The following is a 22,697-nucleotide window of genomic DNA, read 5'->3' as shown; positions in this document are numbered from 1 at the left end:
ATGTGAACAGGGGTCACGTATGTGAATGAAGGTGACGTCCCAGGTGGGCTCGTGAGTGGTAATGACGGTTCTAACCGTCATTACCACTCACGAGGCCGGGGGCGAAGCGTCAGCCCTCACCGGTCCGGAACCGGTCCAGGACCCGGCGCTCCCGCTTGGTCGGGCGTCCGGCGCCCCGCTCCCGCCGCGCGACCGGGATGGCCGATTCGGGCGGCGGCGGGGGCGTCCGGTCGATGAAGCAGGTCGCCGCGTCGACGGCACCGACGCGTTTCTGGATCACCCGCGTCACTTCCAAGATCCGCGTGGTGTCGTTGACCCGGGCGCGCACCTCGTCGCCCGCCACGACCGTGGTCGCGGGTTTGGCCGGTTTGCCGTTCACGCGGACATGGCCGCCACGACAGGCCGCGGCGGCGTCCGGGCGCGTTTTCGTCAGCCGGACGGCCCACAGCCATCGATCAACTCGAGTGGACTCCACAGCCGTACATAGTGGCCCATCCACCACCGCGACGCCCGCCTACCTGGCCCGAGTGCGCGGAAAAGAACCTTCTCCTTTATTGCCACCCGCCTGAGCCGCAGGTATAACTTGTTCTAAATACCTCAACGGTGAGGAAGATCACGTGAGCGACGAATCCATGCGGAGAACCGCTTCTGGACAGTTATCCCGCCGCGTATTTATCACAGGAACTGGTTCTATCTTGGGGGCCGTGGCCCTCGGTGGGACGGCCCTCGCCTCTGCCGGGAACAGCCCGGCGGCGAACAGCTCGATCGCCGACGCCGCACAAATCCCGGCACTCGTCATCGGTTCCGGATACGGCGGCTGCGTCGCCGCCCTCCGACTCGCCGAAGCGGGCGTCGACGTCCACCTCGTCGAACTCGGCAAGGCGTGGGACACCCCCGGCACGGACGGCAAAATCTTCGCCAACACCACCACCCCGGACTACCGGTCCTTCTGGCTGCGGACGCGGACCAAGCAGCCGCTGAGCAACTTCCTCGGCTTCCCGCTGGACAAGGACGTCCCGCGGCACACCGGGATCCTCGACGCCGAGGAGTTCAGCGGCATCACCGTCTACCAGGGCCGCGGCGTCGGCGGTGGCTCGCTGGTCAACGGCGGGATGGCCGTCACGCCGAAGCGGGAGAACTTCGGCTTCGTCCTCCCGACGGTCAACGCCGACGAGATGTACGGCGTCTACTACCCGCGCGCCAACGCGGGCCTCGGCGTCGCCACGATCGACCCCAACTGGTTCGAGACGGCCGAGTGCTACCAGTACGCGCGCGTCGGCCGGAAACACGCCCAGCGCTCGGGTTTCCCGTTCGTGTTCGTCCCGGACGTGTACGACTGGGACTACATGAAGAAGGAGCAGGCAGGCACGGTACCGAGATCCGCGCTGGCCGGGGAGATCCTCTACGGCAACAACGCCGGCAAGAAGTCCTTGCAGCAGACCTATCTTCCGCGGATCAAGGCGACCGGGCGGGTGACGATCTCCTCACTGCACCGCGTCACCTCGGTCACCCCCGCGTCCGGCGGCGGCTACACCGTGGCGATGGAGCAACTCGACACCAGCGGCACGGTGACCGCGACGAAGTCCGTGACGGCGGGCAAGGTGTTCTTCGCGGCCGGCAGTGTCGGCACGAGCAAACTGCTGGTCAAGCTCAAGGCCACCGGGGCGCTGCCCAACCTCAGCAACGAGGTCGGGAAGGGCTGGGGCGACAACGGGAACGTCATGTGCGGCCGGGCCAACCACATGTGGGACGCCACGGGTGCGCTGCAGTCGTCGATCCCGACGGCCGGGATCGACAACTGGGCGGCGGGCGGCGCGTTCGCCGAGGTCGCGCCGCTGCCGACCGGTATCGAGACCTACGCGTCGTTCTACCTCTCCATCACCAAGAACCCCAACCGCGGGACGTTCTCCTGGAACGCGGGCGCGAACAAGGTCGACCTCGACTGGCAGACCGCTTGGAAGCAGCCGTCGATCGACATGGCGAAGACGATCTTCGACAAGATCAACGCCAAGGAGGGGACGATCTACCGGACCGATCTGTTCGGCGTGTACAAGATCTGGGGCGACCATCTCACCTATCACCCGCTCGGCGGCGCGGTACTGGGCAAGGCGACCGACAATTACGGCAGGCTGCACGGCTATCCCGGCCTTTACGTGATCGACGGCGCGCTGATTCCCGGTAATACGACCGTGAATCCGTTCGTCACCATTACCGCACTGGCGGAACGGAACATCGAAAAGATCGTCGCCACCGATCTGTGACGACGGTCGAAAATAGGCCGGGGCCGCCACCCCGGCCTATTCTTCAGGCCGAAACCGTCATATCTTCGGCAGTACGCAGACGGTGTCGATACCCAAAACGTGGTTGAGCCGCCCGAAGGCGAGCCAGGAACCGATGCTCATGCTCAGTTCCACGATTTCCCGCTGGCTGTAGCACTCGCCCATCCGCTTCCAGAATTCGTCGTCGAGGCCGTGGTGGTCGAGCGCGTAGCGTTCGGCGTACTCGGCGGCCAGCCGGGTCCGCTCGTCGAACGCGTCGGTGGTGCGCCACTCGGTCACCGCGTCGGCGAACTCCTCCTCGACCTTCACCCCGTCGCGTTCGGTCCGCCAGTCCAGGCAGAAGACACAGCCGTTGATCTGCGCGATCCGCAGCCGTGCCGCCTCGAACTCCCGGAGCCCGAGCGTGGTGTGCGAGTAGACCGCGAGCGAGAAGTTCGAGGCCGCGACACCGATACCGGGCACCATCTCGCCCCATACGTAGCCGATCGGGTCCTTGCCCTCGGGAATGTCGATGTTCATCGCGCGCTCCTTCCGAGCTTGCCGGTGGCCGGTCGCAACGGGACGTCAAGGGCGTCGTAAAGCCCCGGCTTGGCGTCCACGAGCCAGTCGATGGCGCCCACCAGCCTGCCGACCGCGGTCGCGTTGCCGCCGGCGGACCGGTTCTCACCCTCGTCGGTGGCCTCGACCGAGACCTCGATCCTCGGGCGGCCTTCGATGATCACGCGATGCGCGCCGTCGCCGCTGGGCGGCATCGGCCAGTCCGGCGCGCACGAGGCGTGGATGCGGGTGACGTGTTCGATGACGATGCGGGGTTCGCCGTCCACGATGCCCTGGACCTCGAACCGCACCGCGCCCTGGGTGCCCGCCTCGAATTCACCCATCGCCCGCGTGGACACGGTCTTCTCGAGCGGGCGGCGGTCCAGCGTCTCGCGGATCTCGTCGAGGTCGACGCCGAGCCCGCGGGCGATCAGCCGGATCTGCCCGCCCCACACCATCGTCGGGACCGACGGCGCCAGCATCGGCGGCTGATAGTCCATCGGCTGCCCCATACCGACCAGGTAGCGGACCGAATCCGGCTGGTCGTAGGTGGAGTAGTCGAAGATCTCCTGGCAGCGGACCGCGTCCACGGTGGTGCCGAGCCCGCTGATCAGCAACGGCAGGATGTCGTTGCCCCAGCCGGGATCGACACCGGAGACGAACAACGAGCCACCGCCGTCCGCGATCGCCGCGAGTACGGGTTCACGCAGTTCTTCGGGCGCGTTGCGCTGGTCGTACAACGCGTACAGCGCGGGTGTCACCACCACCGCGCCCGCCTGGATCGCGCGGACGATGTCCGCGAGCGCTTCGGCCGGCCGGATGTCACCGGACGCCGCGTACACCACCGCTCGCGGTCCCGCCGCCAACATCGCTTCGACGTCATCGGTCGCCGCCACACCCAGTTCACCGTCGAGCCCGGCGAGGGCGGCCGCGTCACGGCCGACCTTCGCGGGATCGTGCACGAGCACCCCCGCGAGTTCCAGCGCCGGATGCGCGTCGACGGCCCGGATGGAGGCGCGGCCGATGTTGCCTGTACCCCAGACAACCGTGGGAATCATGAGGTCGAGGTTAACCGAATTCCAGAACGGTTCCCAGTATCGAAACAATCACGAAAACCGCAGGTCAGAGTGCATTACTCGGCTTCATTCCCGGGGGCAACGAAAGCGTTCCGGCACGCGGAACGGGCATCGTTTTCCCCCGTGATCGGCAATACCGTTGGGCCATTCGCGCGCCCGCCGTGACCGGATCCGGGTTGAGGGCCGCCGACGGCGGTGTGTACTGTGCCTTCTCGTGACGAGCCCCGAGTCGGACAGAACCACGCCGCCGGTCATCCGGCGGCGAGTCGTCGTGTCCGGCCGTTAGGCATCGGCCTTCTCGCTTCCCGGTGACCGGAGCGCTGTTCCGTGCGCCCGGCCGGGTTTCTTCCTGTCCGGCGTACGGCTTCTCCTGCTCACCTTCTTTCCGGGAGTGGTCCGTTGCCCCTGTTCGTCTATGTCCTCGGCCTTGCCGTCTTCGCGCAAGGCACCTCCGAATTCATGGCCTCCGGTCTCGTACCGGGGATCGCCGGTGACCTGTCGGTCCCGGTGGGCGCGGCCGCCGCGCTGACGTCGGCCTACGCCGTCGGAATGATCGCCGGCGCGCCCGCCATGGCCGTGCTCAGCGCGCGCTGGCCCCGCCGCCGGGCGCTGGCCGGATTCTTGACCGCCTTCGTCGTGGTGCACGTCGTCGGCGCGCTCACGACGAGTTTCCCGGTGCTGTTCGGCACGCGGATCGTCGCGGCCATCGTCAACGCCGGATTCCTCGCCGTCGCCATGCCCGTCGCGGCCGCTTTGGCACCAGAGGGAAAGCAAGCGCGGGCGACCGCGGTCCTGCTGGCGGGCGTGACGCTGTCCTGTGTCGCCGGAGTACCGGCCGGATCCGTGCTGGGCGACCTCGCGGGCTGGCGGTCGGCGTTCTGGGCCGTGGCCGCATTGTGCCTGCCCGCCCTGGTGCTGGTGTTCCGCTCGGCGCCCGCCGACGCGGCGGACCGGCACGAGATCTCGATCAGGCGTGAGACACGGGAACTGAAAGCACCTCCGGTGCGGCAGGCGATGCTCCTCGCGGCCTTGGTCAACGGCGCGACCTTCGCGACGTTCGCCTTCCTCGCGGTCATCGCGACCGACGTCGCCCACCTGCCCGCCGGGGCGGTTTCCGGTCTGCTGGCGGCATTCGGTGTCGGCGCGTTCGCCGGCGTCACCATCGCGGGCCGCAGGGGCGACGGCGGGCTCGGCCGTGGTCTGGTCCTGGCGTTGTGGTCGTTGCCCGTCGGCTGGGCGGTGCTGGCGGCGACCAGCGCGCATCCGGTCGCCCTGTTCGCGATGACGACCGTCCAAGGTGGACTGTCGTTCGGCTGCGGGTCGGCACTCATCGCCAGGGTCATGCGGGTCGCGCCCGGCGCGCCGACCCTCGGCGGCTCGTTCGCCACGGTCGCGCTCAACGTCGGCGCGTTCCTGGGTCCGGTGCTCGCCGGTTTCGTCACGGAGACGACGGACGACCATCGCCACGCGATCTGGATCAGCGCGGCGATCGCCGTGGTCCCGCTGGCGCTGCTTCGGCGCCACCGGCGCTGGGTAGCATCGGCCGGACCATGGAGATGATCACCATCCCGGCGGGCGAAGTGACTCTTTCGGACCGCCGGACACAACGAAGCTGGACTGTCGCCGTCGTGTCCTTCCGGCTCGCGCCGGTTCCGGTCACCCAGGAGTTGTACGGGTCCGGCCCCGGCAGGCTCCCCGCCGTCGACGTCTCCTGGCCGGACGCCATCCGCTTCTGCAACGCCCTGTCCGAACGCGAGGGTCTGACCCCGGCGTACGACCTGGATTCCTTGTCGTGGGACACCTCCGCGGACGGCTACCGGCTGCCGTCGGAGGCCGAATGGGAGTACGCCTGCCGAGCGGGCACGACCGGGCCCCGCCACGGGCCGCTCGACGAAATCGCCTGGTACCGCGAAAATTCGGCGGAGTCACGGCACGACGTCGGCGGGAAGGCGCCCAACGCGTGGGGCCTGTACGACATGCTGGGCAACGTCTGGGAATGGTGCTGGGACGTCTACGACGCCGAGGTCTACGGCGAGTACCGGGTTCTGCGGGGTGGTGGCTGGTTCGACGAACAGTGGAGTTGCCGGGCCTCGGTGCGGCGCCGCAGCCACCCGACCTTCCGCGTCGACGACGTCGGTTTCCGTCTCGCCCGGGCACTGTGACCCGGCAGGCAACGCATCACGTTCACACGATTGAATGACGCCACGGACACCCGGCCGGGTGTCGGACACTGGAGGCACACCGTGACCGGAACCGCTCCCCGAGACGTCGAACGCGTCTACTCCACCGCCGATGTCGTCGCGAAACTGCGCCGTCTCGCCGACGCGTTGGAGTCCGAGACCTCGTTCCGCATCCAGATCGCCGGGGAACGGTTCCGCGTCCCCGCCCGCGCGCAGTTCTCGATCGAACACGAGCGGGGCGACGGCGAGGAAGAGGTCGAGTTCCAGCTGAAGTGGAAGATCGAGGAAGCCGACGACGACACCGAGGACGCGGACGAAACCGTCGTCTGACCTTCGAGACGCCTTCCGCCCTCCAGAGCCCGGCCCCGAAATCCGGCCGAACGCGCTGGACCCCTCAGACTGGGGCGGTGCGATGAAGGGGTCGTGAGTGGTAAGTGTCGTTAGAACGACACTTACCACTCACGACCAGGTCCTCCTCCACGCGGCACAACCGAAGAAACCCGACCCTCACCTTGCCGAGTAACTGGCATCGAGCCGCTTCGGCCTCGTGAGTGGTAATGACGGTTAGAACCGTCATTACCACTCACGAGGCGGGTGGCTAGGCGGGTGGTCAGTCGGTCGCCTTCGCGACGAGTTCCATCCAGAAGTCGGGCGCGTACTTGGCGACCTTCGAGAACTCCATCTTGCCCGCGGGGCAGGCTCGTTTGGACGCGTCGACGACGCCGTTGCTCCAGTGCACGATCGCCCACACGCACCGGCCGTCCTTCATATGGTCGGTCACCCAGATCTCCAGGTAGTCCGCACATTCGCGATACCAGATCGACCCGGCGGTGTCGTCGCGGTGGTCGCGCACGTCGGTGGTGCGCTGCGGACAGGGAGTGAGCGCGTCGGCGGGATTCGGCCGCCCGACGTTGACCTGCAGATCGGGTTCGTAGGTGAGGAGCGTCCACGGCCACACGCCCGCGACGCCGGTCGCGATCAGCACCCCCGCGACCGCGCCCGCCAACACGAGCAGGACCCGCTGACCGAACCTCGCACGGCGCGAGACGGCGGCCGGCTGCTGGACGGGATCGCCGAAAGCGACTTCCACGACGGCGCCCGGCGGCGGGGCCGTCGTCCTGGCGAGGACGCCCTGCAGCCCCTTCACCATTTCTTCGGTTTGCCCGAGGCCGAGAAGAATGGCGCGCAGCTCGCCTTGAGTCGGCGGTTCACGTCTGCCGTTCTCGATTTCCGAAATTCGTTCACGCCTGATCCGGAGCCCGTGTTTCGCCGCGCGGCCCGCGACGTTGTCCTGGGTGAAGCCCCGTTTGTCCCGGAGCCGTTTGATCAGTGCGCCGAGCTCTTCGACACCGGCGATGTCACCGGACTCGCCGCTCCGGGTTTCCATAGCGCTCCCCTGTCCCTCAGCGCTGTGCGACCGTGCAGACTTAGGTTAGCGACACCCGGGGAGACCGTCGCTCCCGGCCGCGTTTTCGCAGTTCGACACCTTGTGCGCTGTCGCGACAAACTTCCCCGACGTCGCGACGGCGCCACATCCCACGCTCTTTCCTCATCCGGCATGACAAATGAGGAAGGAACTCCTGTGACACACGATCTCACCGGCGCGGCGTGGTTCAAGAGCAGTCGCTGCGGAGGCGGCCCGACCTGTGTGGAGGTCGCCTTCCTGGAAACCGGGGTCGGCGTCCGCGACGCCAAGGATCCCGGCCCCGCATTCGTCGTCGCCCCCGGGAACTGGTCGGCTTTCGTCCGCCATTGTTCGGAGACCCGGGCCGGTCAGGAATGCGACCCGGCCACCTCGTGAATCAATTTCACCGATTCCGAGGGCGTCAGCGCCAGCGACTGGACCCGGTCGAACGCCGACACGTACTGCGCCACCCGGTCGGGCTCCTGGGTCAGCCGTCCCTCGGTCAGGTCGTCGGTGTAGACGACTTTCGGATCTTCGGGGCGCGGGAAACCGAGGATGATGAACCCGCCCGCCTGTGCCGGGTGCATCCCGGCGGACGACGGGAGGATCCGCACGGTGACGTGCGGGTCCTCCGCCGCCGCGGCCAGGTGCCGCAGCTGCGCGGTCATCAGGCCGGGCTCGGCCACCGGACGGCGAAGCACGGACTCGTCGACGACGACCGACAAGCGCGGCGGGTTCTCCCCGCGGAGGCGTTTTTGGCGATCCATCCGCAGACCGACCCGGCGTTCGGCGATCTCGGGCGTGGAACCGGCGGCGACGGACAACGCGTGCGCGTACTCGCGGGTCTGCAGCAGGCCGGGTATCCACTGCGGCTGGTACTCGCCGATTTCGGCGGCCTCGTCCTCGTAGCCGAGGTAGAGGTTGTAGCCGTCGTAGATGACGCCTTCGAACTCCGGCCGCTTGCCGCGCTGCCGCGACACGGTGAGCAGAGCCGCGCGGCGGGCGCCGGTCACCTCGTAGAAGTCGAGCAGTTCGCGCAGGTCGAGTGGGCGGACCGCGACCTGGCCGGTCTCGATCCGGCTGACCTTCGCCGCCGAGCACTCCAGGCGGGCGGCGGCCTCGTCGAGGGTCCTGCCCGCCTGCTCACGGAGATGCCGGAGTTCACCCCCGAACCGGCGACGGTCTTCCACCGTGTCGGACGTTCCTGCCACCGGCACTCCTATCGAAGCAAAAACTACACACTGCAACTCTTGCACTACGTGACGCGAGTCACTACCTTGCTTGCGTACTGCAATCCTTGCACGAGGGGACACGTCATGGCCGAATGGCTGGACAAAACGATCGAGGAAGGCATCCCGGAGGTGGTCGAGAACCGCCTGGGCAGACGCCTCCTCTACGCCGTCTTCTGGGTGGCCACGGCGATCCTCGCCTTCTGGTTCCTCAGCACCGGAGTCGTCTACGGAGCCTTCGTGATCGGCGCTCCGCTACTGCTGCTCCTGACGACCCGGCTCTGGGGCCTGGCGTCGGTGCCCCGCACGATGCTCGTGATCTCCGGGCTGGCGGCCCTGGTACCCACGTTCTTCTTGGGCAAATACAAGGCCGCCGAGGACGGCCACACCGGGTTGATCCTCGTCGGCTTCCTAGTCTTCCTGGTCTGGGGAGCCGCCTACCCGGCGGTGCTCGACAAGCTCGACGAGCGCTTCCACCTTTCGCTGTATCCCGAGGAACTCCGGCCACGGAAGCTCGAGCCCGAGGAGCGGCACGAACTCGCGATGCTCCGCGTACTCCTGGTCAAACTCACCATGGCGACCCTCGCGATGCTCGTCGCCGACGCTTCGATCGTCGCGGCGCTCTGCGTGGCCGCCCTCCTTCTCCGCACTCACTGGTCCGCGGTACTCGCCGGGCTGGCGTGCCTGCTCGAAACAGTCGTCGAAATCAACGGGCTCAGCCTGGTCGTCACCTTCGATCCCGTGGCGATCGGAGCCGGTCTCCTCGCGGCGGCACAGTGGTGGGACGCGGTCAAGAACCCGTTGTGGGACAGGCGAGCCGAGCTGGAGGGGGGATGGTGATCCAGCAGCCCGGGAACCTCATGCCGCCTCCGCACCCTCGGCCGTCGTCGACGTCGGCCCGCCGCTGGGGTGCGCGCTGGATCGACTGGCTGGTGCCGTGGCTGGTCACCTCGCCGCTCTGGTTCCTGACCGCCGAGTGGATCCAGTCCGAAGCGGGCGAGCACGGCTTCACCTTGGCGGGCAAGGGGATCTTCAAGGCCGCGTTCGGCGAATGGGGCGCGCTCGGAGACGCCGCCGGCGACGAGGTCGCCGACCTTTGGGGTGAGGTCGTCCTGCTGATCGCCGCGACGCTGATGGTGCAGGTCCTGCTGATCATGGCCTACGAAGTGCTCCTCCTGCGTTCGTGGGGGCGCACCCTGGGCAAAGCCGCCTTCACGCTGTCGGTGCGCCGCACCGACGGTGGACGGCTGAACTTCGGCCAGATCTGCGCCCGCACGGCGATCACCGTGCTCGTTCCCGGCCTCGGCTGGGTGCTGCTCATCGCGGCGCTGCTGCAACTGAGCGTGCTGCTCGGGCTCGCCGGGATCGCACTCCTGGTGTTCTCGGCCGTGGAATGCGGGCTCCTGCGGATGTCGGAGGACGGCAAGACCAGCTGGCACGACCGGCGGGTCGGCTCGGTCGTGGTCTCCAAGACCTGGACGGAGCAACTACGGCAGGCGCGCGAGTTCCAGCAGCGAGCGCTGGACGGCGGCGTGACGTTCGCCCGGCAGGCCTGGGAGGCTCCGCAGGTCCAGCAGTTCGCCCAGCAGGCCCAAGCGACCTTCCAGCAGGTTCGCGAGCGGGGGCGCCAGGCGATACGGCGCGACAACGAGCAGAACCGGGGCGGGTGATCGCCGAAAGCTCAGACGATGCCGCCGTTCGCACGGAGGACCTGACCGTTGACCCAGCGGGCCGGGCCGGCGAGGAACGAGACGACCTCGGCGATGTCGGCCGGGGTGCCGAGCCGTTCGAGCGGCGGCTGCGCGGCCATACGCGCGATGGTCTCCTCGTCCTTGCCGTCGAGGAACAGTGCCGTGGCGGTCGGGCCGGGGGCGACCGCGTTCACGGTGATGTCGCGGCCGCGCAGTTCGCGGGCGAGGATCAGCGTGATCCCCTCGACCGCCCCCTTGCTGGCGGCGTAGGCGGCGTAACCCGGCAGGCCGAGGGCGAGCACCGAGGTGGAGAAGTTGACGATCGCCCCGCCGTCGCGGACGCGGCGGGCGGCCTGCTGGTCGACCACGAAAGTGCCGCGAATGTTGGTGCGGTGCACCCGGTCCAGCTGGTCGAGGTCCATCTCGGCCACCGGTGCGAGATAGATGATCCCGGCGGCGTGGACCACGACGTCGATTCCGCCGAAGGTCCTCTCCGCCGTGTCGAACACGGCCTCGACGGCGTGCTCGTCGGCGACGTCGGCCTGGGCCGCGATCGCCTGGCCGCCCCCGGCGGTGATGGCGTCGACCGCGGCCTGCGCCTCCTCCTTGTTGCCGCCGTAAACGACGACGACCGCGAAACCGTCGGACGCCAGCCGCTCGGCGGCCGCCCGGCCGATGCCCCGAGACCCGCCGGTGACGATCGCTACGCGTGTCATGCTGTGCTCCCATCGGATATCGTTGCTAACAAACTCACCGTATCACTGATACCGAACCAGTGCTACCACTTGAGTGTTATCGTTGATTCATGACGGTGACGACGAAAGACCGGCTGGTCCGGGCGGCGGCGGAGCTGCTGCTGGAGGGCGGGCGCGACGCGTTGTCCACGCGTGCGGTCAGCGCCGCCGCGGGCGTGCAGGCGCCGACGCTCTATCGGACCTTCGGCGACAAGGACGGTCTTCTCGACGCGGTCGCCACTTACGGCTTCCAGAGCTACTTGGCGGGGAAGCACGCGCTCGGCGAGACCGACGACCCGGTGCGCGACCTCCGGCGCGGCTGGGACCTGCACGTCGAGTTCGGCCTGTCCCAGCCTGCCTTCTACATGCTCATGTACGGCGAGCCTCGCGTCCGTGAAGCGCGTAAAGAGGCGGACGCGATCCTCCGCCGGATCGTCGAACGCATCGCCGAGGCCGGACGGCTCCGCGTACCGGTCGAACAAGCCGCTCAGCTGGTGCACGCGACCGGGATGGGGGTGATCCTCTCGCTCATCGCGAGCCCGCCGGGAGAACGCGATCCGGATCTGATCATCGCCGCACGCGAACACGTCATCGCCGGCATCACCACCGAAAGCGCTGACAGCGCTTCGGACATCCCCAGCCGTGCGATCGCGCTCAAAGCCGCGCTGGAGAAGGAGCCCGGGGACGCGCTGACCCCGGCTGAGCACGCGATGCTCGCCGAATGGCTCGACCGCCTCGCGCGGTGAGCTACCGGCCGACCACCCTCGCCGCCGCGACCGCCTGCCCGGCATAGGACCGTCCGAAAAGGACGGTGTGCACGAGCAACGGGAACAGCTGGTGCGCCCCGACCCGCTCGGCCCAGCCGTCGGCGAGCGGTGCGACCTCCTGATAGGCGGCCAGCACCCGGTCGAGCAGCGGACAGCCGAACAACTGGAGCATGGCCAGATCGGTCTCGCGATGGCCGCCGTGCGCGGCGGGGTCGATGAGCGAAGCCTCGACCGCACCCCACAGCACGTTCCCGTTCCACAGATCGCCGTGCAGGCGGGCGGGCGGCTCCGCCGGTCCGGCCACCTCCGGCAGTCGCGCGCAGGCCCGCTCGATCACCGCGGCTTCGTCACCGTCCAAGGTGCCCTCGTCGACCGCGCGCCGGACATACGGCAGGACCCGGTACTCGGCGTACCAGCGCGGCCAGTCCTCCCCCGGCTCGTTCACCATCGGGGCCAGGCCGATCCACGCGTCGACCGGCCCGCCGGGTGGCGGCGCCCCGAACCCGGGGGCGCCTGCCGCGTGCAACGCCGCCAGCCCCCGTCCGAGCCGTTCCGCCGCGTGATGTGTCGGGCGCCCGCCGCCGACCAGTTCGGTCACGAGCCATTCGTGTTCGTGGCCGCGCACTTCGGGCACCCGGACCGCGTCGGCCTCGCCCAGCCACCGCAGTCCCGCCGCCTCCGCGGCCACCGCTTTGCGGTCATGGCCACGTTTGACGACGACGGTGTCACCGCTGTCCAGCACCACTTCCGTCACCGCGCCCGCCAGTCCCCGCTGCCCCGCGACGGCTCGTCCGGTGATCCTCGTGGCCGCCTCGGCAGGCGTGGAAACCTGGGTCATGTCCGCAACCTACCTCCGCCGATCGAGTGAACGCTCGTTGTCTAGAGTGATCACGGGGGAAATCCACGTGCTTTCACTTTCGAGGGGAGATCGGTCGTGCCCACACGTCCGAGAGTTCGCCATGCCGTCATCTCCGTGGTACTCGGCGCCGCGCTGATCGGCTGCACACCGCCGTCGAACACCGGCCAGGCCAGGACCGCCGCCGCCACGACCTCTGGGGAGGCCACCTCCAGCGCGCCGACGACGACGGAGATGCCGTACCTGACCACCACGCCCACGCTGGAGGTCACCGGCGACGCGGTCAAGCCGGGGACGAAACTGAAGTTCGGCGAGCAGGCGATCATCCCGTTCTACAGCCGCTACGCGAAGGGCGTCGTCGGGCTGACGGTCACCGTCGAATCGGTCAAGGCGCCCGACGCCGACATCGACGGCCTGCCGCTCAAGGAGGAGGACAAAGCCAAGCTGCGCGGCAAGAACTTCTTCTTCGTGCGCGAGAAGCTGACGAACGTCGACGGCACGAACCTCGCCGAGGTGACCTCGCCGATCCTGACCGCCAGGACCAAGAGCGGCGGTTGGCCGGGTTCCCTTCTGGGGATGGGGAAAGCGGACGTCACCGGATGCGAGGACCAGAATTTCGCGCCCAAGGACTTCTCGGTCAAGGGCGCGGTCTTCGAGTCCTGCCGTCTGCACTTCGGGGTGGCATCGGATCCGATCACGTCGCTGTCGTACACGTCCCAGCCCTACGAAAGCGCCGATTCACGTGCCGTGACCTGGCGAAACAAATAGGCCGGCAGGTTTACCGACCTCGGTCGGGCTGCTTCCGGTCAAGGCCCGGAACTCGCGGACGAGATGCGCCTGATCGCTGTAGCCGCCGCGATACGCGACCTCCGCCCACGAGAGGGACGGCGCCCGGCTCACCAGCGCCACCACGCGGTTGAGCCGGGCGATCCGCCCGGCCGTCCTGGGGTTCAGCCCGATCTGTTCGCGGAACCGGGCGCTGAGGTGCTGGCGGCTCCAGCCGATCTCGTCGGCGAGCGCGTCGATGCGGACCGGTCCGGCCATCAGGCGCTCCCAGGCGTAGCGGACGGGCGCGGACAATTCCGGACCGCCGGCGATTTTCGACAGCAGGTACTCGTCCAGGAGCCGGAACCGCTGCGGCCAGTCCGCCGCCTCCGCGAGCCGTTCGATCAGCGACCCGGACCGCAGCAGATCGGACGCCGCGATCGCCGCGTTCGTCATCTCCCGCAACGGGATCCCGAACAACGCGTACGAGCCGAGCGGGCTCAGGGCGACGGCGATGCCTCGCGACGCCCCGGCCTGCTCCGCGAGCAGCGGCCGGTCCCGCAGGCCCAGTACGGGCGAATCCGGAATCTCGCCGTCACCCGCAGGGCCGCGGACCGGGGCCTCGAAGTCGATCACCCAGATCAGCACGGACAGCGGGGTGATCCGCCAGGAACTCGGCCCGGTGTCGGGAAGATCGTGCGCGACGTAGCTCGACACGTGGGCCGCCAAGCGCGGATCGGGCAGCCTGAGCACCCGCTCGCCGGGTGCCTGGGCGACGTCGCGACGCGGCACCACGAGACCCCACCCGCCCATACCGTCATCTTACTTTCGTTCAAGACCCCGAATGCGGCTCTGCCTAGCGTTCCTCCCATGAAGAAAATCGGGGGATTCAGGAATCCGGCGGCCCGGAAGCGCTATTTCGCCGCCTACGACCGGGCGATCGCCGAGTGCCCGGAACCGGATGCCGTGTCCGACGTCGAGACGCGCCACGGCACCACGCGGGTCTACCGCTACGGCGATGACGGCCCGCCGATCGCCTTGTTGCCCGGGCTCATGGCGACGTCGGCGTGCTACGCCGCGTTGATCCCAGGGCTGGCCGAGGGGCATCGGGTCTACGCGATCGACACGCTCGGGGAGGCGGGCCGGAGCGTGCAGACCGCACCGTTCGAAGGCGTCCATGACCGTGCGAGGGCTCTCGACGACGTCTTCGAGAGTCTGGACCTGACCGCGGTACACCTCGTCGGCGGTTCGACCGGCGGCTGGCACGCGGTGAACCAGGCCATCCACGCCCCTGGACGGCTCGCGTCCCTCGGGCTGCTCGACGCGACCACGGTTTCGGCCCCGTTCACCCGGAAGGTGTTCTGGTACGGCGCCCTCGCGGCCGTCCTCGACAACGACCGGCTCTGGCGAGGCTTCCTGACCTGGTCGGCGGGAGAGGACATCCTCGACCAGCCCGCTGCCCAGCTGGTGCTCGCCGGGATCAGGTCCTATCGGGCCAGAGTGCCCTTCCAGAGCTGTCCGGACGAGAACGCGGTCGCGGCCATCACGGTGCCGGTGCTCGCGCTGTTCGGCGCGCGGAGCGTCGTCCACGATCCGGTCGCGGCGGCGGAACGCCTCAGGGACCTGCTTCCCCAGGCCGACGTCGAAGTCCTGCCGGATGCCGGGCACTACCTTTATCGGCGGCCGGAGGAGCGCGACCTCATCGTCGACCGGCTGACGAAGTGGGTTTCAGGTTCGGCGCCCGGCCCTGGACAGTGCCGAGTTCGTGGCGGATGACCATGACCGCGAGGGCTACTAGCCATGCGAAGTAGGCGTAGGCGTTGATTCGCTCGAAGCCTCCTGCCCACGGGGTGTCGTTCTGCTCGATGCCGCGCATCGCGACCGAAGACGCGATCCCGAAGGCCACGACCACGACGATCGTCACGAGCGAGTAGCGGCGGAACCATCCTGGATAGGCGACGGCAGAGAGCGCCATCATCGCCACCACGAGCAGGCTGAACACGCCCGACAAGACGATGTGCATGGTGTCGTTGAACCCCGTCGCGCGGTCGCGCGAACTCATCGCCCAGAAAGTGTGCGTCGCGATGCCCACGAGTACGAACTGCGCGATCTGAAGAGCTCCGATCCACCACACGCTCTTGCGCTTGGCCACCAGGAGAAGGCCGATCCCGAAGGCGAGCAGGAGCACGTTGTGGACGAGGATGACGGTCATCATCAAGGGCCGCACAGGCGACCCGAAGGCGCTCAGCTCGCTGATCGCCTGGTCCAGATAGCTGTAACCGTCGTAGGCCGAGGACGCCGCCACGTCCCCGGCGACGTACACCGCGACAGCCGCGACCGCGGCCAGGAGCAGGGTCTTCTTCATTTCGACCTCCCGCCCCATGGTCTTTTCGCGGTGAACCCTCGAGTCAGGGCCGGACGTCCCGGCGTCGGGACCTTTCGTCCCGCTTTCGTCGCCAAGTGCCGAACCGGCCGCTCAGGCCGCGCGCTGACGTGGAGCACCCGTCGAACGGCCGCGCGCCGCCGCCAGGCTGGCCCGGCAGGCGGCGGTCAACCGGGCCGACGCGGCACTTCCGCCGTGGCCGCACCGGGGACAGGACATCGTCACGGCACCGGACAGCTCGTCGACGGAAACGGTCAGCGCGGTCGCGCAGGTACGGCACCACCGATGCCGGGTGACCGGGTTGACGTGCAGCGGTGACGCGACGCACTGGTGGATCCAGCGGCCGTGCACGTGGCAGGTCAGGCGGTCATCCGGGGACAGGCGGCCGACATCTTCCGCGTCGTCCTCCATCGCCAGCAGAACCGGCAGGGTGCGGCTCACCGGGGTCAGCCGCCTGGCCGAGGCCTGTGTCGTGGTGTTCATAGCTTTCTCCTTCCGGCTCTTATCAAGACGTCGAGCTGCGGCCCCCAGATACGACACGGGCGGGCGAGCTTCTTCGAAGACCGCGGCCAGGTCTCCCCCTGCCGGGTGATTCGATCTTGGTCGAAGCCGAACCGTTACCCCATTCGGGTTAACGACGCGTATCTTTCGGATCATGAGGGCCGCACTCACTCCACTGTCCACATCGGACGATCGCGGCCACGACTACCTGTTGCTTCCGCCCGCGGGCGGCACGGTCCGCACATTCGGGCCGCTCGCCGGAGCCGTCCGCGCGAACGTCTGGGGCGCCGAGTATCCCGGGCACGGGGACCGGCTCGCGGAGACTCCCGCGGCATCCGTCGAAGACCTTGCCGCGGGGTTGGCCGACGAGCTGACGAGGGACTGGTTCTCCCGCGCCGTGGTGATCGGTTTCGGGATGGGCGCCTTCGTCGCGCTCGAAACGGCTCAGCGCCTCGGCGTCGCGCCTGCGTCGTTGATCGTGGTGGACGCGTGCGCCCCGCAGCGCCGCTCGCCGGACAAGAACGCCAAGACGGCGGCTTCGGCCATGGGGCGGGTGTTCGGCCGCACCGGGCTCACCCCGGTCGCCGGCTACCGCGACGCACCCGAAAGCTGGGAGTACGCGCTGGACCTGCTGCTCGGCGACCTCCAGCTGCTGAACGCCTACCGTGGGCCCGCGAGGACCCGGCTTTCGTGCCCGATCGCGGCGATCCGCGGCGCCGACGATCTCGCCTTCGCCTCGGGCGACGACGCCACGGGCGGATGGCGGGTGTGGACGTCCGGTCCGTTCGTGGGCCGCGTCGTCCCCGGCGGGCACCTCGGCGTCCTCGAATCCGGCCGCGAGACCGAGTTCTGGGCGCGGATCCACCGGTTGGAAGCGGCCTTCCTCGACGTCGAACCCGAAGTCGCCTGACCCGCGTGACTTACACCGGTGACGTCGTCCGACGGTCGCCGCGGCCCGCGCCGCATCCCTAATTTGATCCCGTACCAGGCGTTTCGCGGGAGGGATCAGGATGCTCAGCAGGAGAAGGTTCGCGCAGGCCGTCATCGCCGCGACGGCGGGGGCCACGGTGGCCGGTTGTTCGGCCCAGCCCGCGGCGGCACCGGCGGCGGCCGGGCCGAACCCGGCAGGCGGGACGAACTCGTTCGGCCCGCTCAAGCGGATCGACGCCGGTGAGCTGAGCATCGGGTACGCCGAAGCGGGGCCGGCCGACGGCCCGGTGGTCGTCCTCCTGCACGGCTGGCCCTACGACATCCACAGCTACGTCGACGTCGCCCCGCACCTGGTCGCGGCCGGCTACCGGGTGATCGTGCCGTTCCTCCGGGGCTACGGGCCGACACGGTTCCTCTCGAAGGACACCTTCCGCAACGGGCAGCAGTCCGCGATCGCCGCCGACATCATCGCGCTGCTGGACGCCCTCAAGATCCAGAAAGCCGTCTTCGGCGGTTTCGACTGGGGTGCCAGGACGGCCGTGATCATCGCCGCGCTGTGGCCCGAACGCTGTAATGCGCTCGTCTCGGTGAGCGGCTATCTCGTCACCAACCGGGAGACGAACAAGCAACCGCTCTCCCCCGCCGCCGAACTCGGCTGGTGGTACCAATTCTATTTCGCCACCGAGCGCGGCATCCTCGGCTACACGAAGAATCGCCACGACTTCAACAAGCTGATCTGGAAGATCGCGTCGCCGAAATGGACCTTCGACGACGCGACCTACGACCGCTCGGCGGCCTGCTTCGAGAACCCGGACCACGTGGCCATCGTGATCCACAACTATCGCTGGCGGCTCAACCTCGCCGACGGGGATCCGAAACTCGATGCCTTGGAACAGAAACTCGCGCAGGGACCGGCGGTCGCGGTGCCCACGATCACGATCGGCAGCGACTTCGACGGGCCGAACGCCGACGGCAAGGCGTACCGGTCGAAGTTCTCCGGCAAGTACGAACACCGGGTGCTGAACGGGATCGGCCACAACGTGCCACAGGAGGCCCCGGAGGAGTTCGCGAAAGCCGTCATCGACGTCGACCGGTTCTAGCTGTCCCGTGAACCGAGTGTGCGGGCGTCAGCCCGCGGCGACGACCTCGATTTCGACGAGCCAGCCACTGGCGAGTGTGGTGGCCGAGGCGAGGATGGCGCGGATCTCCGACCACCTTCGGACGGGTTGTGGGGCACGAGTTCCATCGGTGAGCGAGGTCGCACAGGCGGCCGACCCCAGAACGTTATGAACGGGACTTTCATTGCAAAATCTGCAATGAAAGTCCCGTTCATAACATTTGAGGGAGAGGGGGCCAGCATGGCATCGCCGTTGAGCACGCGGCGCGCACCGACCCGCGGCCGTCCCTTCTCGCCCGGCGGCTAGCGGGCCCCGGTGAGGTGTTCGAGCGCCAGCTGCGACAGGCGGACGAAGCCATAGCCGCGCTCCGCCACCTTGTCCGCGTCGAAGTCCTCGAACGCCGAACGGTCGGCCAGCAGGTCCGCGGCCGTTTCGCCGTCGTTGAGCGTCGGTGTCGCCAGTTCCGGGACAAGGGCCGTCTCCAGCGCCGCCTGCACCTCGGGGTCGGCCCGGAAGGCCCGCGAACGTTCGGCGAACAGCAGATAGCTGGCCATGTTCGCCTCGGCGCTGGCCCAGACGCCGTCCATGTTCTCCGTGCGCAGCGGCTTGTAGTCGAAGTGGCGGGGCCCGTCGTAGCCTCCGTTCTCCAGCAGATCGACGAGGAAGAACGACGACAGGACGTCGCCGTGGCCGAACACGAGGTCCTGGTCGAACCGCGGGCCACGCTGACCGTTGAGGTCGATGTGGAACAGCTTGCCCTGCCACAGCGCCTGCCCGATGCCGTGGACGATGTTGAGTCCGGCCATCTGCTCGTGCCCGACCTCGGGGTTCACGCCGACGATCTCGTGGTTCTGCAGCGTGGAGATGAACGCGAGCGCGTGGCCGACGGTCGGCAGCAGGATGTCGCCGCGCGGCTCGTTCGGCTTCGGCTCCAGCGCGAGCCGAAGCCCGTAGCCCTGGTCGATGACGTACTGGGCCAGGAAGTCGATGCCCTCGCGGTAGCGGTCCATCGCCGCGCGGACGTCCTTCGCGGCATCGGTCTCGCTGCCTTCGCGGCCGCCCCAGAGCACGAACGTCGACGCGCCGAATTCGGCGGCGAGGTCGAGGTTCCGCAGCACCTTCCGCAGCGCGAACCGGCGGACGTCGCGGTCGTTGCTGGTCAGGCCACCGTCCTTGAAGACGGGGTGGCGGAACAGGTCCGTGGTCACCATCGGGACGACGAGCCCGGTCTCGGCGAGCGCGGCCTGGAAACGCTTCAAATGCCGCGCGCGCTCCGCGTCGGACGAGCCGAAGGGGACCAGGTCGTCATCGTGGAAGGTGATGCCCCAGGCACCGAGGTCGGAAAGGCGGTGCACCGCGTCGACCGGATCGAGCGGGCCGCGACTGGCCGGGCCGAACATGTCGTTCGCCTGCCAGCCCACGGTCCACAGCCCGAAGCTGAACTTGTCCTCACGCGTCGGTGCCTGAGCCATCATGCCTCCACGAATTAGTTTGATGCCTGAACTTATCCACGGGCACCCGGGCGGGTCAAGGCTTTCGTTCAGGCGTCGAACGAATACAATCGCGCGATGATCGGCACGCGCCCGGCGGGACAGCACACCGTGCGGCAGCACAACGCCGCCCTCGTTCTGGGCGCGATCGCGGACGGCCCGGGAACCTCACGCGCGGGCCTTTCCGCCGCCACCGGACTCACCAAAGCCACCGTGTCGAGCGTGGTCGACCGCCTGCTCGGCGCGGATCTCGTGGCCGAAGGCGAACCGGAGCGACGCGTCGGCCCCGGGCGGCGCGGCACCGTCGTCTCCCTGTCCCCCACCGGCCCGCACGGACTCGGCATCGAGATCGGTGTCGACTACCTGGCGTCCTGCCTGGTCGATCTGACCGGCACCGTCCGGGCCGAGGAGGTCCGGTACGCGGACAACCGGACTCCGCGTGTTTTCCAGCGTGTGTCGGCGTTCCTGCGCAAGGCACGGAAGCAGGCGGAGGCGCTGGGGGTGCCCGTCGCCGGCGTCGGCGTCGCGGTGCCGGGTGTGGTCGAATCCTCCAGCGGGCTCGTCCGCCTCGCCCCCAACCTGGGCTGGCGCGACGTCGACCTCGCGGACCGGCTCGGGGAGACCTTCACCGTCGCCAACGAAGCCAACTTCGCCGCACTCGCCGAACTCTGGCACGGCTCGGCACTGCCCGATTTCGTCCATGTGTCCGGCGAGATCGGGATCGGCGCGGGAATCGTGCTGGACCGCGCCCTGTTCGAGGGCGTGCGCGGCGCGGGCGGCGAGATCGGGCACCTGCCGGTGGCCCCCGATGGTCCACCGTGTTCCTGCGGCGCCAACGGCTGCCTGGAACGGATGGCCGGACAGGAGGAGATCCTGCGGCTCGCGGGCGCGGAGACGGTGGACGACCTGATCTCCGCGCTCGAATCGGGAAGCGAGGCGGCCGTCGTCGCCGTCGCCACCGCCGCGGGCCATCTCGGCGTCGGACTGTCCACTGTGGTCAATCTGATGGACGTCCCGGCGGTGGTGCTAGGCGGAACTTACGCGCGGCTCGAGCCTTGGCTTCGTGAGCCACTCCTCGCCGAACTGGAGCGCCGTGTGCCCAGTACGGCGTGGTCGCCGGTGCGGCTCGTCCGCTCGTCGCTCGGCACGAGAGCCGCCGTACGCGGCGCGGCCGGCGCGGTGATCCGCGCCGTCCTCGCGGATCCCGAGCACTATCTCACGACTCACTGGCCATCCGATCAGGACGCTCGGGGCCGGTAACCCCGGGCAACAGCGGCTCGATCGCCTGTGCCCGCTGCTCGATGTCGGGACGCCGGGCCCGCCGCGCGTAGTCGATGAGGGCTTCGCGGTCCTCTCGCAGGAGCCACCCCTGCTCGCACCCGGTCTCCAGTCGCACGAGATGCTGCACCAGCTCCGCCGACTCGGCGCCGAAGTCCCGCATCCGGCGCGTCAGCAGTTCCGCCGCGGCGAGGTAACCGTTGTTCCAGGCGTGGGCCGCCAGCAACTGCGCCGTCGCGGCGAGGATGTCGCCGAGATGGAACCCGCCCTCCGCGGCGAGATGCCCCGCGAGCCGGAAACTCCGTCTGCCCTCGCCGACCGGCCCCTCCTCGCGAATCGCTTCGAGCAACGCCCCGACCTGCCGCGTCAGGTAATCCTGACCCACGCCTTCCACCGTCACCGCACTCCTCCACCCAGTCGCCGCGATCGTAGGGAGGTGTCAATGGGGTGGCGGTCAGATACATCGAATGCCGAACCGTTATCACCCGAATGGGCCCGCCGGTCCGATTTCGGTGACGCCGGGTCGATCAACAGGGAGCCACCGCACCGGTCTCGCCCGCGGGACACCAGCCCGGGTGCTCTCGCAGCCACTTGTCGCGCTCCGTCTCGACGTCTCGCTGTGTCAATCCGCGCGCCCTGTCGACGCAGCCGCCTGTCTGGCACTTGATGTTCGTCCCCGGCTCGTAGCACTGGTTCTCGTCCTTGCGGCAGGCCGCCCGCCGCTGGTCGGCCGAAGCCCGCTTGGTCTTGGTCGTCGTGGGTGGCTTGGTCGTGGTCGATTTGGTCGGCGAGACCGCCTGTATTCGGCGAAAGCGCGCCCGACGTTACGGCCGCGGCCGTGCCCGCGCCCCACGACCTCGTGAGTGGTAATGACGGTTAGAACCGTCATTACCACTCACGAGGCGCGACGCCTGGCTGCTCCTCGAAGATCAGCCAGGTCCGGGTGGACCGGACGCCGTCCAGGGCCTGCAGACGTTCCAGGACGACGTCGCGCAGTGAAGCGTTGTCCGGCGTCCGCACCAGCAGCAGGATGTCGAAGTCGCCGCCGACCAGCGACACGTGCTCGACGTACGGGATCTCCCGCAACTCGGCCGACATCGTCCGCCACGACGTCTGCTCGACGGTGATCAGGATGTACGCGCTCGTTCCGAGGCCCGCCCGCCGCGGGTCGATCTTCGCGCCGAAGCCGGTGATCACGCCTTCGGTCACCAGCCGATCCAGCCTCGCGTAGGCGTTGGTGCGCGAAATGTGCAGCCGCTCGGCCAGCGCGCGGACGGCGAGCCTGCCGTCGGCCGACAGCTCGGCGAGGATCGCGCGGTCGATGTCGTCGAGGGCAAGGACCGTTCGTCCCGGATGCGGCCCGTGAGCCACGCCACTACTGGACGGTTGGCTCGTCTGAACCGATCCTTCGGGCAGTTTGTCGCTCATTTCGCCTGGCTCTTGAACACTGGGACTCCGGAAACCACCATCTCAGCATC

Annotated in this window: 26 protein-coding genes; 13 read left to right on the top strand and 13 right to left on the bottom strand. The window is 68.7% G+C overall.

Going from position 1 to position 22,697, the window contains the following annotated elements:
• Positions 1–109 precede the first annotated feature (109 nt).
• A complete protein-coding gene (locus L324_RS22200; protein WP_037311788.1) occupies positions 110–475 on the bottom strand; it encodes an RNA-binding S4 domain-containing protein in 366 nt (121 codons plus the stop codon).
• Between the two features lie 229 nt (positions 476–704).
• Between L324_RS22200 and L324_RS22195 the strand changes: the two genes are divergently transcribed.
• A complete protein-coding gene (locus tag L324_RS22195) occupies positions 705–2,261 on the top strand; it encodes a GMC oxidoreductase (protein WP_499698313.1) in 1,557 nt (518 codons plus the stop codon).
• Between the two features lie 57 nt (positions 2,262–2,318).
• On the opposite strand, the gene L324_RS22190 is transcribed toward L324_RS22195, so the two are convergent.
• The gene (locus tag L324_RS22190) at positions 2,319–2,798 is read right to left on the bottom strand and encodes a carboxymuconolactone decarboxylase family protein (protein ID WP_037311784.1); all 480 of its coding nucleotides are present in this window, start codon (positions 2,796–2,798) and stop codon (positions 2,319–2,321) included.
• The gene (locus L324_RS22185) at positions 2,795–3,874 is read right to left on the bottom strand and encodes an NAD(P)H-dependent amine dehydrogenase family protein (protein ID WP_037311783.1); all 1,080 of its coding nucleotides are present in this window, start codon (positions 3,872–3,874) and stop codon (positions 2,795–2,797) included. Before L324_RS22185 ends, L324_RS22190 begins: the two co-directional genes overlap by 4 nt.
• 417 nt (positions 3,875–4,291) lie before the next feature.
• Between L324_RS22185 and L324_RS22180 the strand changes: the two genes are divergently transcribed.
• From L324_RS22180 to L324_RS22170, 3 genes are all read left to right on the top strand, one after another.
• The gene (locus L324_RS22180; RefSeq protein WP_037311780.1) at positions 4,292–5,452 is read left to right on the top strand and encodes a Cmx/CmrA family chloramphenicol efflux MFS transporter; all 1,161 of its coding nucleotides are present in this window, start codon (positions 4,292–4,294) and stop codon (positions 5,450–5,452) included.
• Positions 5,443–6,054, top strand: coding sequence for a formylglycine-generating enzyme family protein (locus L324_RS22175; protein ID WP_037311773.1), 612 nt, complete (start codon positions 5,443–5,445; stop codon positions 6,052–6,054). Before L324_RS22180 ends, L324_RS22175 begins: the two co-directional genes overlap by 10 nt.
• A gap of 81 nt (positions 6,055–6,135) precedes the next feature.
• A complete protein-coding gene (locus L324_RS22170) occupies positions 6,136–6,402 on the top strand; it encodes an amphi-Trp domain-containing protein (RefSeq protein ID WP_037311771.1) in 267 nt (88 codons plus the stop codon).
• Positions 6,403–6,682: 280 nt separating this feature from the next.
• On the opposite strand, the gene L324_RS22165 is transcribed toward L324_RS22170, so the two are convergent.
• The gene (locus tag L324_RS22165) at positions 6,683–7,459 is read right to left on the bottom strand and encodes a helix-turn-helix domain-containing protein (protein ID WP_037311769.1); all 777 of its coding nucleotides are present in this window, start codon (positions 7,457–7,459) and stop codon (positions 6,683–6,685) included.
• 195 nt (positions 7,460–7,654) lie between these two features.
• On the opposite strand from L324_RS22165, the gene L324_RS22160 reads away from it, so the two are divergent.
• On the top strand, positions 7,655–7,873 hold the full coding sequence (locus tag L324_RS22160) for a DUF397 domain-containing protein (protein ID WP_235783610.1): 219 nt from the start codon (positions 7,655–7,657) through the stop codon (positions 7,871–7,873).
• Here L324_RS22160 and L324_RS22155 read toward each other — a convergent pair.
• Positions 7,846–8,688 (bottom strand): helix-turn-helix domain-containing protein, encoded by an 843-nt coding sequence (locus L324_RS22155; RefSeq protein WP_037311767.1) that lies wholly within the window; start codon positions 8,686–8,688, stop codon positions 7,846–7,848. The genes L324_RS22160 and L324_RS22155 overlap by 28 nt on opposite strands.
• A gap of 105 nt (positions 8,689–8,793) precedes the next feature.
• Between L324_RS22155 and L324_RS22150 the strand changes: the two genes are divergently transcribed.
• Positions 8,794–9,546 (top strand): hypothetical protein, encoded by a 753-nt coding sequence (locus L324_RS22150; protein ID WP_037311764.1) that lies wholly within the window; start codon positions 8,794–8,796, stop codon positions 9,544–9,546.
• On the top strand, positions 9,540–10,376 hold the full coding sequence (locus L324_RS22145) for an RDD family protein (RefSeq protein WP_235783609.1): 837 nt from the start codon (positions 9,540–9,542) through the stop codon (positions 10,374–10,376). Before L324_RS22150 ends, L324_RS22145 begins: the two co-directional genes overlap by 7 nt.
• An 11-nt stretch (positions 10,377–10,387) precedes the next feature.
• Here the strand turns inward: L324_RS22145 and L324_RS22140 are convergent, their stop codons facing one another.
• Positions 10,388–11,113, bottom strand: a complete 726-nt coding sequence (locus L324_RS22140; RefSeq protein ID WP_037311762.1) for an SDR family oxidoreductase — start codon at positions 11,111–11,113, stop codon at positions 10,388–10,390.
• An 89-nt stretch (positions 11,114–11,202) separates the two neighbouring features.
• Between L324_RS22140 and L324_RS22135 the strand changes: the two genes are divergently transcribed.
• On the top strand, positions 11,203–11,877 hold the full coding sequence (locus L324_RS22135; protein ID WP_037311759.1) for a TetR/AcrR family transcriptional regulator: 675 nt from the start codon (positions 11,203–11,205) through the stop codon (positions 11,875–11,877).
• A gap of 1 nt (position 11,878) precedes the next feature.
• Here L324_RS22135 and L324_RS22130 read toward each other — a convergent pair whose 3' ends face one another.
• A complete protein-coding gene (locus L324_RS22130; RefSeq protein WP_037311757.1) occupies positions 11,879–12,736 on the bottom strand; it encodes a fructosamine kinase family protein in 858 nt (285 codons plus the stop codon).
• Positions 12,737–12,832: 96 nt separating this feature from the next.
• On the opposite strand from L324_RS22130, the gene L324_RS22125 reads away from it, so the two are divergent.
• Positions 12,833–13,522 carry a hypothetical protein gene (locus L324_RS22125; RefSeq protein ID WP_235783608.1) on the top strand — a complete coding sequence of 230 codons (690 nt, stop codon included), beginning with the start codon at positions 12,833–12,835 and terminating at the stop codon, positions 13,520–13,522.
• Here L324_RS22125 and L324_RS22120 read toward each other — a convergent pair.
• Complete coding sequence (locus L324_RS22120) at positions 13,493–14,332, bottom strand: helix-turn-helix domain-containing protein (RefSeq protein WP_037311754.1); 840 nt, start codon at positions 14,330–14,332, stop codon at positions 13,493–13,495. The two genes, L324_RS22125 and L324_RS22120, sit on opposite strands and share 30 nt — an antisense overlap.
• Before the next feature lie 57 nt (positions 14,333–14,389).
• Here L324_RS22120 and L324_RS22115 point away from each other — a divergent pair, with 57 nt between their 5' ends.
• Positions 14,390–15,295 (top strand): alpha/beta fold hydrolase, encoded by a 906-nt coding sequence (locus tag L324_RS22115; protein WP_051174034.1) that lies wholly within the window; start codon positions 14,390–14,392, stop codon positions 15,293–15,295.
• Here the strand turns inward: L324_RS22115 and L324_RS22110 are convergent.
• Complete coding sequence (locus L324_RS22110) at positions 15,219–15,884, bottom strand: DUF998 domain-containing protein (RefSeq protein WP_161780876.1); 666 nt, start codon at positions 15,882–15,884, stop codon at positions 15,219–15,221. The two genes, L324_RS22115 and L324_RS22110, sit on opposite strands and share 77 nt — an antisense overlap.
• 111 nt (positions 15,885–15,995) lie before the next feature.
• Positions 15,996–16,385, bottom strand: a complete 390-nt coding sequence (locus L324_RS22105) for a hypothetical protein (protein ID WP_037311750.1) — start codon at positions 16,383–16,385, stop codon at positions 15,996–15,998.
• A 172-nt stretch (positions 16,386–16,557) separates the two neighbouring features.
• On the opposite strand from L324_RS22105, the gene L324_RS22100 reads away from it, so the two are divergent.
• Together L324_RS22100 and L324_RS22095 are read left to right on the top strand one after the other, a co-directional pair.
• Positions 16,558–17,313 carry a thioesterase II family protein gene (locus tag L324_RS22100; RefSeq protein WP_037311747.1) on the top strand — a complete coding sequence of 252 codons (756 nt, stop codon included), beginning with the start codon at positions 16,558–16,560 and terminating at the stop codon, positions 17,311–17,313.
• Between the two features lie 100 nt (positions 17,314–17,413).
• Positions 17,414–18,433 (top strand): alpha/beta fold hydrolase, encoded by a 1,020-nt coding sequence (locus L324_RS22095; protein WP_037311744.1) that lies wholly within the window; start codon positions 17,414–17,416, stop codon positions 18,431–18,433.
• A gap of 320 nt (positions 18,434–18,753) precedes the next feature.
• Here L324_RS22095 and xylA read toward each other — a convergent pair whose 3' ends face one another.
• The gene (gene xylA, locus L324_RS22090) at positions 18,754–19,923 is read right to left on the bottom strand and encodes a xylose isomerase (RefSeq protein ID WP_037312495.1); all 1,170 of its coding nucleotides are present in this window, start codon (positions 19,921–19,923) and stop codon (positions 18,754–18,756) included.
• Between the two features lie 96 nt (positions 19,924–20,019).
• Between xylA and L324_RS22085 the strand changes: the two genes are divergently transcribed.
• Complete coding sequence (locus L324_RS22085) at positions 20,020–21,201, top strand: ROK family transcriptional regulator (RefSeq protein ID WP_037311741.1); 1,182 nt, start codon at positions 20,020–20,022, stop codon at positions 21,199–21,201.
• Here L324_RS22085 and L324_RS22080 read toward each other — a convergent pair.
• Positions 21,158–21,604 carry a hypothetical protein gene (locus L324_RS22080; RefSeq protein WP_235783607.1) on the bottom strand — a complete coding sequence of 149 codons (447 nt, stop codon included), beginning with the start codon at positions 21,602–21,604 and terminating at the stop codon, positions 21,158–21,160. The genes L324_RS22085 and L324_RS22080 overlap by 44 nt on opposite strands.
• A gap of 503 nt (positions 21,605–22,107) precedes the next feature.
• Complete coding sequence (locus tag L324_RS22075; RefSeq protein ID WP_037311738.1) at positions 22,108–22,590, bottom strand: Lrp/AsnC family transcriptional regulator; 483 nt, start codon at positions 22,588–22,590, stop codon at positions 22,108–22,110.
• Between the last annotated feature and the right edge of the window lie 107 nt (positions 22,591–22,697).

The organism is Amycolatopsis orientalis DSM 40040 = KCTC 9412 (genome assembly GCF_000478275.1).
GTDB classification, from domain to species: Bacteria; Actinomycetota; Actinomycetes; order Mycobacteriales; family Pseudonocardiaceae; genus Amycolatopsis; species Amycolatopsis orientalis.
The sequence above is the reverse complement of the archived record's forward strand: the minus strand, read 5'-3'. Positions and strand labels throughout refer to the sequence as shown.

What these genes read in the sequence shown, in the direction of transcription:
- L324_RS22190 (WP_037311784.1), bottom strand. Translation starts at nt 2,798, where the DNA reads ATGAACATCGACATTCCCGAGGGCAAGGACCCGATCGGCTACGTATGG.
- L324_RS22185 (WP_037311783.1), bottom strand. Translation starts at nt 3,874, where the DNA reads ATGATTCCCACGGTTGTCTGGGGTACAGGCAACATCGGCCGCGCCTCC.
- L324_RS22175 (WP_037311773.1), top strand. Translation starts at nt 5,443, where the DNA reads ATGGAGATGATCACCATCCCGGCGGGCGAAGTGACTCTTTCGGACCGC.
- L324_RS22165 (WP_037311769.1), bottom strand. Translation starts at nt 7,459, where the DNA reads ATGGAAACCCGGAGCGGCGAGTCCGGTGACATCGCCGGTGTCGAAGAG.
- L324_RS22150 (WP_037311764.1), top strand. Translation starts at nt 8,794, where the DNA reads ATGGCCGAATGGCTGGACAAAACGATCGAGGAAGGCATCCCGGAGGTG.
- L324_RS22145 (WP_235783609.1), top strand. Translation starts at nt 9,540, where the DNA reads ATGGTGATCCAGCAGCCCGGGAACCTCATGCCGCCTCCGCACCCTCGG.
- L324_RS22140 (WP_037311762.1), bottom strand. Translation starts at nt 11,113, where the DNA reads ATGACACGCGTAGCGATCGTCACCGGCGGGTCTCGGGGCATCGGCCGG.
- L324_RS22135 (WP_037311759.1), top strand. Translation starts at nt 11,203, where the DNA reads ATGACGGTGACGACGAAAGACCGGCTGGTCCGGGCGGCGGCGGAGCTG.
- L324_RS22130 (WP_037311757.1), bottom strand. Translation starts at nt 12,736, where the DNA reads ATGACCCAGGTTTCCACGCCTGCCGAGGCGGCCACGAGGATCACCGGA.
- L324_RS22120 (WP_037311754.1), bottom strand. Translation starts at nt 14,332, where the DNA reads ATGGGCGGGTGGGGTCTCGTGGTGCCGCGTCGCGACGTCGCCCAGGCA.
- L324_RS22115 (WP_051174034.1), top strand. Translation starts at nt 14,390, where the DNA reads ATGAAGAAAATCGGGGGATTCAGGAATCCGGCGGCCCGGAAGCGCTAT.
- L324_RS22110 (WP_161780876.1), bottom strand. Translation starts at nt 15,884, where the DNA reads ATGAAGAAGACCCTGCTCCTGGCCGCGGTCGCGGCTGTCGCGGTGTAC.
- L324_RS22105 (WP_037311750.1), bottom strand. Translation starts at nt 16,385, where the DNA reads ATGAACACCACGACACAGGCCTCGGCCAGGCGGCTGACCCCGGTGAGC.
- L324_RS22100 (WP_037311747.1), top strand. Translation starts at nt 16,558, where the DNA reads ATGAGGGCCGCACTCACTCCACTGTCCACATCGGACGATCGCGGCCAC.
- L324_RS22095 (WP_037311744.1), top strand. Translation starts at nt 17,414, where the DNA reads ATGCTCAGCAGGAGAAGGTTCGCGCAGGCCGTCATCGCCGCGACGGCG.
- xylA (WP_037312495.1), bottom strand. Translation starts at nt 19,923, where the DNA reads ATGGCTCAGGCACCGACGCGTGAGGACAAGTTCAGCTTCGGGCTGTGG.
- L324_RS22085 (WP_037311741.1), top strand. Translation starts at nt 20,020, where the DNA reads ATGATCGGCACGCGCCCGGCGGGACAGCACACCGTGCGGCAGCACAAC.